Here is a 12,868-nt window from a genome sequence, read left to right on the forward strand (position 1 = left end):
CCGTTCTGTATTTCCTGTCATACTTACCTGGGAACTTAATACAGATATTATAAATGAGCCAGTGTAACATCAATTATTATACTGGCTCATTTTCGTTCTCTTTTATTTATTAAAAAATCAATTCCAAATCACCTAATCTTGTTCTGGCTTCACCCAGTTCTCGACTAAATCAATATCCCTTCACAGTGGTCTACTTCATGCTGAATGATCTGTGCGATCCAGCCAGAATATTTCTGCTTTTGTTTCTTCATATTTATATCCTGATATTCCACTTCTATTTCCTGATATCTTGTGCAGCTTCTCACTCCAGGCAGCGAAAGACACCCCTCCTCTGTGTCATATCTCCCTGATTTTTTTATGATTTTCGGATTGAACATTGCCACATTCATAAATCCCATATTCACTGCAATTATCCGTTTCTTCTCACCGATCATATTTGCAGCCATGCCAACACAGCCTTCTTCGTGTGCTTTTAAAGTATCCAGCAGATCGACTGCGATCTGTCTGTCCTTTTCTGTTGCCGGCTCTGATTTCTGACTCAAAAACACCGGATCATGCATTATCATTCGTACCATTTTTTATTCCCCGCTTTCTTAAAATTCCTCTGTAACGCTTCCATACATATTCTGATTATAATAACTTATATAATGTTGAAACTAAAACATCTAACTATTTTTTTATAAAAAGCTCGTCTTCCAGATTGGAATTGCGTTGATGACTGGTTCTTCATACGGATGCACTTCCTTGATTGCCTGAATCGTCCGCTCCGCCGCTTCTGCATAGATTGTCACTTCTACTTTTGCCTCCGGTTCGCTGCTTATTTTCCCATTCTCGCCAATATACGGATCACATCCATCTAACGGTCTCCAATATCCCGTCACCTGACTTACTGACATGCAGGAATCATAATTCCCAATATGTCCGGCGTCCACTTTCTGTAACGCTTTCTGTAGTTCCAATATTTTCGTTTCCGGAATAAAAATCTCTAATTTGCAATATTTAAATTCCATAATTTTTTACCTGCTTTCCTGATTTTATTTATCACTAAATCTAAATAAAACCATAATATAAATTATTTTATGATCTGCCTATATTATTTCAAATTTTAATCCATTTCCCCGTGAATGTATTTTCCATCCTAAACCACCCGGCAAAATTTTTGCTATTTTCAAAAAATCTATTATTTTTCCAAAACTACACTCATCTCGTGCCACTCTTCGCCACCCCAGACAGAGTCAGATATGCCACGGTCAATAAAGCCAAATTTTTCATACATCTCTACTTTCGCATCCAGGCAGGTAAGAATAATCTCGCTGCGCCCTTTCGCCTGTTCTCTCTGCAAATACACGGCAACCAGTTCTCTTGCAAGTCCTTGTCTACGATATTCCGGCAAAACATCCAGTCCCAGCAGCATAATATTTTTCCCGTTCGGGTTATGTAAACCGGCGTCAGTAAAAAATTCATCCCGAAGTTTTGGCTCGTCTGTCGCAAGTCCGTTCAAAAATCCAACAATCTTTCCATTTCCCTTATCTACTGCAACGAGAAATAGTTCCGAAATATCCCTGACTCTGTCACACATGTTTTTCTCAGAGCAGGCTTCATTTGGTGGAAAACAGATTCGTTCAATCTCTGCTGCCTGTTCCGCTTCTCCTTGTTCTATATTCCGAAATTCAAATCTTTCATAAAGTGCTTTTTTATCCATTGTTTTCCTTTCCTTCTCTTATTCATTATATAATTACACTGGCAATGTTAAATATTTCTTTCTTCTATAAGCAAAACTGTAACATCATTTACATTCGTTCCGGTCGGACCTGTTTTTATCAGTCCATCACATTTCTCCAAAGTTGCGTACGCGTTGTTATTACGCAGCTCGTGGTAAATATCTGTCTTATGTTTTCGCAACATTTCGCAAGTCTTTCCATCCACATAACCGCCTGCGGCATCCGTCGGGCCATCAGTTCCGTCACTTCCAATGCTGAAAAGTGCTACGCCTTCCATTCCATCTAAACCGATTGCCGCCGACAGCGCCAGCTCCTGATTGCGTCCACCTTTTCCGGTACCATGTAAATGTACAACCGTCTCACCGCCTGCAATAAATGCAAGCTTATTTGTATTCTTCTGCTGTTCATTTTGCTGCATATTCTGCGGAATATCTCCACACCTATTTCCTTGCATATTACAACAGTGTGTTTTCGCAATCGATGCGAGAAACGCCCCTGCTTCTTTCGCTTCGCAGTCCAGCCGGTCTGTTAAAATGACCGACTCATAGCCCAGTTCCTCACAAGCCTCTTTTGCAGCTGTGCAAAGCGCACTCACACTTCCACTGATGACCGTCTCGACATTGTACAATTCTTTCGGCGTTTCCTTTTTCAGCAGCTCCTTTATGGAATCCTTCAGCTTTAATCCATACCTGTCTGCAATCTCCAGTGTTTCCTCACAGGTACTCTGATCCGCACATGCCGGACCGGATGCAATCATATCCAGCGGATCACCGATAATATCACTGAGCACAATCGAAAATATCTTCGCCGGTGCGACATGCTGAGCAAATCGACCACCTTTTACCGCCGACAGGCGTTTCCGTATCGTATTCATTTCTTTAATATTTGCGCCACTGGCAAGAAGCTGCTTTGTAACATCTTCCAGCTCTTTGCCGGATACAAGCGGCTTCTCAAATAATGCCGATCCACCACCGGAAATCAGAAATAATACTACATCTTCCGGACTCAGCCCTGCCGTCATGTCAAGTATCTTCTGCGTTCCTTCAAACGAATTCTCATCCGGAACCGGATGCCCTGCTTCCAGGCATTCTACGTGCGGGATTTCTCCCTTTACATGGTCATATTTTGTCAAAACGATTCCGCCATCCAGCCGATCATCCAATATTTCTACTGCCGCCTGCGCCATCTGCCATGCGGCTTTCCCGATTGCAACAAGATATAGTTTTCCACTATCATCCACAACCGAACGGAATCTATCCCCGGTCAGAACAGCTTTTACCGCCTCATCCGGGAGAACGCTGTGGAGTGCATGACGGATGATATACTCGGATTGTTGTCTAAGTGTCATAATATTGGCTCCTCTGTCCTTGCTTTCTCTTAAGTATTTTTCTATATTAAATTCGTTAATGCTCTTCAATTCATGGCTCAAAACTAACACCTCATATATTATCTTTAATTTAAATTTGTTTTTACAAATTTTGCCTCTCCAATATTATACAGGAAATTATTTATAATTAATACATCAATAGAAAAAACGTTTTTCGTTTATGTTTCTTTGATAGTTATAGCATAGCAAAATAGGTATACGATAAAGCGACTTTTGTAAGCTTTAAAACAAATAAAGACAGCAAAAAACTTGCCGCCTTTAACCTTTTACATCATTCTCAAATATAAATAGATTACATTGATTTTAGTTTCCATATATATTAACTTTACAATCTTTCTCAAACATCCACGCACCCAAATTGGGGACAATTGTACTTTTAATTCCGTATTCTTTTACATCACTCTCAAACTTAATGGGGAGAATCTTAATGTATGCTATAGTTTATATGTTTTCACATCAATTTCAAGTTCCTTTTTTTATAACCGATTACTTATCAGTTTTAGTACCATACATTTTTACATCATTTTCAAACACCAGTGGATACTGTAACTGTCGAATCTGTGTTTCAGTACCATACATTTTCACATCATTCTCAAACATGCCGGAACGTATTGTATCGGCTGAAGAGTTTCAGTTCCATACATTTTTACATCATTCTCAAACGCTTGATAAATCTTTAAAGTAACTATCTGTGTTTCAGTACCATACGTTTTTACATCATTCTCAAACAGTTGTTCACAGTTGGATAACATTATACCGTTTCAGTACCATACGTTTTTACATCATTCTCAAACAACATTTCCTGATAAGTAACCACCCACTGTGTTTCAGTACCATACGTTTTTACATCATTCTCAAACAATTGCGACAGACGTATCACTCGGAGTCGTGTTTCAGTACCATACGTTTTTACATCATTCTCAAACTTATCTACAAGTCTGTATGCTTTTATTTGCGTTTCAGTACCATACGTTTTTACATCATTCTCAAACCCGGGATATACGGTAGTAGATGTGATTCAGTTTCAGTACCATACGTTTTTACATCATTCTCAAACACCACGGAGAAGATGTCCGTCAAGTGTATCGTTTCAGTACCATACGTTTTTACATCATTCTCAAACAAATGGTCGTTCTTTAATAGAAATACCTTCGTTTCAGTACCATACGTTTTTACATCATTCTCAAACAGCTCTTTTACATATTCCGGGCAGTCGCTTGTTTCAGTACCATACGTTTTTACATCATTCTCAAACCTCAAATTCAAAAATGAACCGCCATCATTTGCGCAAAACAAGGTACTCAAACACATTTAATAGATTTCACATTGATCTCTATCTATAATATACCTTAATCCCTCTCCCATGCAATCTTTTACACAATTTTCCACAAATATCAGTTTTACTTCCTGATGAATTGCTTCTTGGATAAGTTTTTGCATTTGCAAATCTGACAAATAGCTCCGGAGATTTACAAATACAAAAATCTTATACTTCATGACTACCGCTGCAACTTTAATATAACGAATCAGTTTTTCAAAATAATCTTCCTCTATTATTTCATGCTGTACCTGTAATGCTTTAAATATTGCCATCCAGTCAACATCTTCTGTAAATGTAAGTATATAATCTGTTTCCTGTTCTAATTCTAAAATATATTTTTGTATACTTTGTGCTATCTCTTGCGTTTTTACATACAACTTTTCAGAATAGGCAACTTGTTGCATTTCCTCATATAATTTATTCACTATCTTTTTACTGTTGATATCTATGCTGAAAATATCAAATACAATATCCATATTTTTTGATATTCCCAGTTCTTTATCGGCATCAGATAGTACATACCTTCCATCATTTCCGTCACATTGATTCTTCAGTTCATATACAAATGCCGCGAATCTTTCTGTTGCCTCAATTATCCATTCTGTATAATCAACAGTATCATCAATGATTGCTCTGCTTAATTCCGGATGAACTAATTTCACAAAACCACTAACCTTTCATCGGTATCTAAAACCTCACTCTTTAAATCTCCAACAACAATATCCATCTTAGCATATTGCTTTTCTGTAACTGTAAGAAGCTGAATCAACCCTTCCTCTGGTTTATTCTTATGTACATTATCTACAATTGCGTTAACTGCCGTTCCATTTAAAGCTAATTTACAATATACCGATTCCTGTAACATCAGAAAGCCATTTTTAAGTAAGAATTTTCGGAATCTGGTATACGCTCTTCTATTCTCTGCTGTTAATACCGGCAGATCAAAAAATACTAATACTCGCATAAACCTATAACTCAAACCTGTAAAACCGAACCAGAGAACTATCATCATCATTTAAAGCATCAAACACACTTTTACAGTAAATCTTTATTGCATTGTTTACATACTGTATTCTTCCATCTATTGATACTTCTTGATTCAAAATGTTTACCAACTGCATTTTCTCATCATGCTCAAAACTGTCCAATTTCATCTGTTTTACTTCACGATCAACCAGAACACGAAACGGCTCCATCAAATCGGACGCTAAATTAAATTGATTAAACATATTATCATGAAATAATCCCAACTGCGTAATATATCCATTGGCAACTATTTCTCTTGTAAATGTCGACAAGATAATAGAATACCCGTAATTTAATGCAGCATTAATATTATTGTCTTCTGTCCTTGTAAAATCCAGTCCGAATAATGCATTAAAATAAACCTTGGCAGCATGTCCTTCTCTGTTAGTTGTATCATTCCAGACTATTTTCTTTAAATAAGATAATAAAAGCTCCGCTTCTTCCTTTCCCAACATTTCTAACAATTCTTTCTGTTTCCGGATCTTTTCTGTTACTATTTCCGTCCATACTGCCTCCTTTGTGTTCTTTTTCCAGGCAATCTGTTTCCGGATTTTATTGCTTGTATCATGACTACCGTAATAGCCGATTAATTCTGACGAAGGATTCTTCTTCTCATCACAGAATATCACTTTGATTTTTCTTCTCGTCAATTCTGCCAATAAACTGGTAGTCAATGATACAGCTGTTGATTCTATTAGAATTGTTGATATTTCACTTAATACTACTTTTGTTACTTCTTCACTTCGTACAACCATGTATCCCAATTGCAGATCCAGTTTTGCCCGTTTAGAAATAACAATTATACGCCAGCTCATAGTTTTAATAAATCAATCTCTTTTTCATATATTCCAGTTACAGATTGATTTATAATAGAAATTTGTTTACATTTTGTTATATTATTATTTATTTTTATTGATCCAGCCTTCGCCGGTCCTGAAATCAATGTTAAATTAGCCATCGTACTTTGACATTGGAATAAATGTAATATTTCTGCTAATACAGTACATTTATCTTCCAGACTCAGTTTTTCGAACTTCCCTTTATTGTCTATCAAGGTTGATGCCTGCAATCCAAGTCTGATTTTGTAAATTGTATTCTGTAATTTACTCACAAATACATCATACAAATGTGTAAGTTCTGCTTCGTTTATACCATCAAACGCCACAATCTTCACATTTTTATTTTCTATTTTCCGATTTATGAATTTTATAACCTTTTTTAGTATTTTAGTTTCTTCATCTGATAATAATAATTCATTTGCACCTTTAAAAATCAATTGTTTTCCTGTTCTTCCGGACAACCACATATAAAATCCATCTACTTTAAATAAAGTATCAATTTTGATCTTATTAATCAGAATAACCGGCTTTGACAATTTCCGTTCTTTCATAATCTCACGCAAATATTCCAGTGCATTTTCTTTACTCCGTTCTATATAATCTTTTTTATAAATCGGAACAAATTCTATCGTCCTTTGTTCATTTCCTTTTGCATCTGTAGATTTGACAAGCATAAAATATGCACCAGCCGCCTTATTATAGCCACCATATTTATTAATGTCGTGTAACCGCTCATCACTCGTTTTAACCGGAACCTGTCCTTTTCCTTTCTTCATAATCTGCTGGTCAAACAGTCCACCCTTTTCTTCATAAGATCTTCTGGTTACAAGAATATTATTTTTATTCATTACATTTCGAACAGTTTTTATCGTTCCCTTATCTCCTGCTTTCCATGCTACTTTTCCATTTCTGGAAATATCATGGATAAACATTTTCTCTAAATTATATGATCTGCCCGGATTTTCTTTTATAAACCAAACCGCATTTTTGGTAAATTTCGTATAATATGCATTTCCTACTACAATATTTAAATATGCATCTTTTGCATGATGCAAATCGTTCATATCACGCACTTTAACAAAATCATAATCCTGTCGGAATTTAGATACACTTCTGCCTTTCACATACACAATTTCTGAATCCGGCATAACTTTTTTTAATAGATCTGCAACAACTTTTGTACTCTGTCTTGTTTCAACAATCTGTCTCTCAATAAACCCAGCCAGTTCATCCGAAGTAAGTTCTGTTTTTCTGACTAAACGTTTATATTTTTCTTTTGTAATAAAATTACCATCTAACAAACTTTTCCAGAATCCACCTTGTTTTTTCTGTATATCGGAATTTATTGGATAATCATCAGATTTCTTAGAATTATATTCCTTTTTTACAAGTACGCGGTTATTTAAACTATCATCCATTGTTTTGGACTGCGGATATATATGATCAATATCATATTTCGTATTATCCCACAGATCATCAAATTCAATGCGTTCTCCAGAATACATACAGTGTCCTCTCTGAGTATAATACAAAAATAATTTATCTTTCCTAAGCTGTTGTTCTTCATGCTTTTCTAATTTCTCATATATTTCCTTTTCTTCCTCTTTACATACTTTATAGAGATCCATCAAATGTTTTTTTCTAGACTCCGTCCGTTTACTCTCCTGCGATTCTCTTGCCATTTCAACAAAAATTCTCTCCGGCTCTTTTCCCATTACTTTCTTTATTTCTTTTATCACTTGTAACGTCTGCCATATCTGACGTTTTACTGCCGGAGATACATATTGTTCCTCTACAGTTTTATACGACAATGTTGGATTATTTTGTTCCTCATTATACTCTTTGATTTGATCACTGAATTGATACTTCTTCCCTAATAACTGACTCAGGTTTTCATTTGTTTCCCATAATGCAGTTATAAGATTCCATACTTCGCCTGTTTCCGGCGCTGGTATGGTTATCTCCTCTAAAAATTTTTTTGAAAATCTTCCCCAGCCATGATAAGACAAAGCTGCTATACTGCTTTTCTGTTTATCTGTCAGCTTTGGAAATAGTTTCCCTAATCTTTGTTTTAATAGCTTTTTATCATCTCCAAATAATACAATATTCTGTATTATCTCTTCCTTTTCACTTTGTTTTAAATCTATTCCGCTTAATTTTTCTTTAAAATCATGGTAAGCCGTCAGCGATGCCTTAAAATCTCCATCAATTCCAGTAATATCAACATCTCTTTCTGCAATTCCTTCCCTAAGCAGAAAGTTCTTTAAATCTTTTTGACGTACTTTTCTTCTTTTACAGAATACACCTTCATAGATTTTTTGCTTTAATTCTACTGATATTTCTTTTCCATCCAAGCGAACATTATTCAATTCATTCAATACCCTGTATTTACTATACAGTAATGAATCTTTCGGAAGTACATCCTCGCCAATCAAATATGTACACTTATTAGTCATTCTTTTTATAAACTTTTCTGCACTTGCCTCAACATCTATGATATCCGTAAAATTCCACGGATAAATTTTATCTTCACTCTTTCTTACAGCCCAGGTATACTTCTGTTCATTTTCTTCTTTTACTTTATTTAACGGTCCGACATAATATGGAATTCTGAAAGTAAATAGCTGTATTAATTTCTCTTTATTTTCAGCAATCACCGGGATACGAGCACTAAGGTTATCCAAAATCTTCTGTAATTCATACTTATGAATCTGGTATGGCAATACTCCATTATCTTTTGTAACCTGTCTCGGCAAAAATTGATCCGTCTCTATTTCATTTTTCAAATATGTCTTTTCTTCACTCTCTGGCAGTTTTTCCACAATTGTTTTATTCAGATATTTCAAAAAGTCTTCCCGACTGCATTGCTTCCCTCCCAATGCAGTCTTTTTACCATTCACTTTCGTCATTCCAATGTAGGCTGGATAATTGGCAAGTTTGGCATCTGACACAACAAATATTTTCTTATAAATATCTTTAGAAAAATTTTCTCTTACCACTTCCTTTAATAAGCGAAGGTCTGCTTTATGTTTTTCATATACTTTAATCTTTGCTTCGGAAATAGAAGTGCATCTATCCAGAATATCTGTTAATACAGACCAATCATAGACAGCTTTTGCCGATGCAATAATATAAAACTGTTCTCCAAGTTCTGCCTCTACAGAATCTATATACTCATCGTATCCATTGTCAGCAAATGAGATTTTAGGTCGTTCATTTTCATCCAACTCTTCATTTGCAAAAATGTCGCTCAATTTAGCTGTTCCACCAGTCAGAAGAGTAATCACCGCCTTTTCGCACTTTGTCCTGGCACCAAGTTCTTTTACCAGTCTGCTTTTCTTTGTTGATTTTAATATATTCTTATTACTTAAAACTTCCTCAATATACGATATTTTCTCTTCTGTTATTTCTAAATTAAAGTCCAGTTCTTCATCCTTAACATTCTGGATAAATGTTTCAAATGTATTTTTAAACTCTTTAACCTGCTCTATGTCTCCCGATAACAAGAAATGTCCCCTGTGTTTCATCATATGATGCAGTGCCAGATAAACCAATCGAACATCTGGTACTTCTTTTGTCTCCATCAGCCATTTTCTCAAATGGTAAATCGTTGGAAACTTTCTATGATAATCTTTATCTGTGAACTCAGGATCAACAAATAATGCATATGGAAGCTCTGGACGCTCCCCGTTTATGTCTCTTTTATCTTCCGGATAATACTTACTTTCTTTCATTCTCAAAAAAAATCCCGGATCGATCTTACTGACTTCTTCTGCAAATAACTCCTGCAGTATATTAATTCTCCAACCTCGTCTGTCCAGTCTTCTTCTGCCTGTCCTGTGCATACGCCTTTCTTCTGCTGTCTTAGCACCTTCAAATAGACGCACTCCCCATAATGCTTTCCCATGTCTTCTTAAAACATGGTATTCTTCATCTGTAACACTCCATCCGCAAGAACTAGTACCCATGTCCAGACCTAAATAGTAATTACCATCCATTGTTTTCCTCCCTTTTGCTTTATTAATTGTTTATTTTATATTGACTTTATTTCCAATATTCTCTATACTAAAGACAAGTTTAGTACCATATTAGACTTTACATCATAAGTTCAAATAAGAATTTATTCAAATCGTCACTTTGATGTGACCCACAGTGTGTGGATGAGCTTGCTATGCAAGCTCTTTTTTATTTATCAATAGCAGAACGGAGAGTAAAAACTGCTATAACTGCTGTTTTTACTCTCCGTTCTGCCCAAATAGCAAATTTGTTTTCGTAAATAAATTATATTATATATTTCTATTTTTATGCAAGCACTTTATTTATTAAAAACTTATCACAAAATAATAATTCCCCTACCTGTTCTTCTCCTCCCAGTAATCATATGCATCATCATACCCATTGTCGTAATCTTCATCTCCAAATTCTTCTGCCCACTCATCAGCAAAATCGTCTGGATCATCATAATCATACACGTCATACGGATCATATTTTTTCTTCTTTTGTGTGTTCTTAGAACTCGTCGTATCATTATCGCTGTCAGACGTGTCTTTCGAATCAGATTCTCCCATGAGTCTTCCTCCAGCTTTTATAACAGGACCGCCGCTCGCGTCACTGGCATCTTCATCATTCTCATCTGTATCCTCGTACTCATCTGCATCGTCATAATCATCTTCTTCTGCCTCATCTGCATACAACTGCTGTCTCTTTGAATCTGTCAAAATGTACTCATCGTCTCCCTCTTTCGTAAGAATATACCATCCAGCTTTCGTCTTTATGTCCATCTTATCAGAGACGTTCGTATACACAACCACATTCCTGTCGTTTTTGTAGTTAAGAAACTGTCGCTCTACCTGGGATGTTTGCAGTATATCATATGCCGGCTTCATATAATTACAGACTTCTTTATAGCTTTTGTTTTCATTATAAATTTCATCCAACTTCACACATTTAAACTCAACACTGTACGAAAATGGATAATCACCATCTTCATCGCAGATAGCACTGTCTTCATCCTCATCATCTTCTATTTCTCTGCCATATTCATCATACTCCGGCGTCGATCCCGAATATTTGTCATACTGATACAAAACCTCCACACCTTCCAGTCCGGCTTTTTCAAGTGTCTTCTGCAGCTTCTCTGTATAAGATGACATATATTGTTCTGCCATCTGCTCTCTTGCGTGCTGCTCCTGCTGCGCTTTCTTTTCCTGCCACTGGCTGTAATATCCGGAAAATACATACACTCCCCAAAGAAATAACACTGCAAAAATACTTGCACCAATCAATTTTATTATCTGTTTCTCATTCATAATATTTTCCTCAACGCTTTCCTTTTATCCTTCTACATATTCCAAATAATCGTCCTCACTTGCGAATAACATATAACTTCCGTCTACATATCCCATATATCCCTGTGCTGTTGTATAACCTTTCATATTTGCCACTCTCCTTGCTATTGTGACCGGCTCTCCGGCATGTCGTGTTTCTTTGATAGCTATAGAATAACAAAAGAGGTGTACAATAAAAGCACCTGCTGGTTTATTTAAGTTTATTTAAAGTTATTTAAGTTTCTTTAATTGCCTGATTATTTATTGATTGAGCAGACTGATAATAGCTCTATACAACAAAAGGTTAGGAAACTCCCTTTCAGTTGTTCCCTAACCTTTTGTTTGTAACATCGTTTATGTTTCTTTCACACTCCGCTAAATCCATGTACTCGGCTCATTTTTTCTATATTTTAACGGAGACACTCCGTATGTTTTTTTGAAGCTTCTGATAAAATAACTTACATTCTGATAGCCACTGAGCATTGCAACCTCTGTAACTGGAATGTCCGAATTTTGTAACAACTGTTTTGCATGCTCCAACCGCAAATATGTAACATATTTTGAAAGCGTAATATGAAAATGTTCTTTAAAATATTGCGATACATATTTTTCAGAAAGATGGAACTGTTCCCCAAATCTCTTTAATGATATCTCCCCTGTAAAACTCTGCTGTATGTATGAAATCATCTCTTTTTCTACAGTATTTCTTCCACTTTTATCATTTTCGATTATAAATCCATTCTCCCACATGTGAAGAATAAATTGTAAAAGAATTATTTTTGTCTTTATCTGAACAGCTATTTCCAACTTCTTTTCATCATTTTTTGCCATATATATTTCGGCCAACTGCTCACACAACTCTTTTGCTGCATCCTTGATCCTCGGTCTTATCATCAAATGACCATTTTTTAATGGAGTAAGCAATTTATCATCTAACATGTCATCTGTGCAAAAAGAGATATATTCAAGTGGAAAAAGGAAAGTAAAATAATCCACTTCTCCAGCCTGTGAACCCATGAAATGCAGATTGCTCGGCGACACTACAAAAGCATCCCCGGGGGTTCCAATATAATTTTCTCCTGATATACTTACAGTCAAAAACCCACTTTTTACATATATAATTTCCAGTTCATCATGCCAATGTACCGGTATCTGAAATGATCGTCCCTCATTTTTTATATGATATGTACTAAACGGATCATCCTTTGTACCATGCGGTTTATTTTCCTTTAATTCAAAGTACATAA

The 12,868-nt window shown here is 35.7% G+C and carries 10 protein-coding genes and 1 CRISPR repeat array; all 10 genes read right to left on the reverse strand.

From position 1 onward, the window contains the following. Positions 1-164: 164 nt before the first annotated feature. Positions 165-575, reverse strand: a complete 411-nt coding sequence (locus tag DW125_RS01875; protein WP_021861220.1) for a peptide deformylase — start codon at positions 573-575, stop codon at positions 165-167. A gap of 102 nt (positions 576-677) precedes the next feature. Continuing rightward, positions 678-1,010, reverse strand: a complete 333-nt coding sequence (gene cutA, locus DW125_RS01880; RefSeq protein WP_021861221.1) for a divalent cation tolerance protein CutA — start codon at positions 1,008-1,010, stop codon at positions 678-680. Between the two features lie 170 nt (positions 1,011-1,180). Next, a complete protein-coding gene (locus DW125_RS01885; RefSeq protein WP_021861222.1) occupies positions 1,181-1,702 on the reverse strand; it encodes a GNAT family N-acetyltransferase in 522 nt (173 codons plus the stop codon). A 47-nt stretch (positions 1,703-1,749) separates the two neighbouring features. After that, complete coding sequence (locus DW125_RS01890; protein ID WP_330411766.1) at positions 1,750-3,150, reverse strand: glycerate kinase type-2 family protein; 1,401 nt, start codon at positions 3,148-3,150, stop codon at positions 1,750-1,752. Positions 3,151-3,604: 454 nt separating this feature from the next. Next, a CRISPR array of direct repeats spans positions 3,605-4,363; the repeat unit is 36 nt; unit sequence GTTTCAGTACCATACGTTTTTACATCATTCTCAAAC. Between the two features lie 56 nt (positions 4,364-4,419). Next, positions 4,420-5,091 (reverse strand): type II-A CRISPR-associated protein Csn2, encoded by a 672-nt coding sequence (gene csn2, locus DW125_RS01895; RefSeq protein ID WP_021861463.1) that lies wholly within the window; start codon positions 5,089-5,091, stop codon positions 4,420-4,422. Further along, positions 5,088-5,393 carry a CRISPR-associated endonuclease Cas2 gene (gene cas2, locus DW125_RS01900; RefSeq protein WP_021861462.1) on the reverse strand — a complete coding sequence of 102 codons (306 nt, stop codon included), beginning with the start codon at positions 5,391-5,393 and terminating at the stop codon, positions 5,088-5,090. The genes csn2 and cas2 overlap by 4 nt, the downstream gene beginning before the upstream one ends. A 4-nt stretch (positions 5,394-5,397) precedes the next feature. After that, entirely contained in the window at positions 5,398-6,270 is an 873-nt protein-coding gene (gene cas1, locus DW125_RS01905; RefSeq protein WP_117536955.1) for a type II CRISPR-associated endonuclease Cas1, read from the reverse strand. Next, positions 6,267-10,292 (reverse strand): type II CRISPR RNA-guided endonuclease Cas9, encoded by a 4,026-nt coding sequence (cas9, locus tag DW125_RS01910; protein ID WP_117536956.1) that lies wholly within the window; start codon positions 10,290-10,292, stop codon positions 6,267-6,269. The genes cas1 and cas9 overlap by 4 nt, the downstream gene beginning before the upstream one ends. A 354-nt stretch (positions 10,293-10,646) precedes the next feature. Then, positions 10,647-11,603 (reverse strand): hypothetical protein, encoded by a 957-nt coding sequence (locus DW125_RS01915; protein WP_117536957.1) that lies wholly within the window; start codon positions 11,601-11,603, stop codon positions 10,647-10,649. 393 nt (positions 11,604-11,996) lie between these two features. After that, positions 11,997-12,866, reverse strand: a complete 870-nt coding sequence (locus tag DW125_RS01920; RefSeq protein WP_117536958.1) for an AraC family transcriptional regulator — start codon at positions 12,864-12,866, stop codon at positions 11,997-11,999. Positions 12,867-12,868: the final 2 nt, after the last annotated feature.

This window comes from Dorea sp. AM10-31 (assembly GCF_003435815.1).
In the GTDB taxonomy this organism is placed as follows: domain Bacteria; phylum Bacillota; class Clostridia; order Lachnospirales; family Lachnospiraceae; genus Dorea_D; species Dorea_D hominis.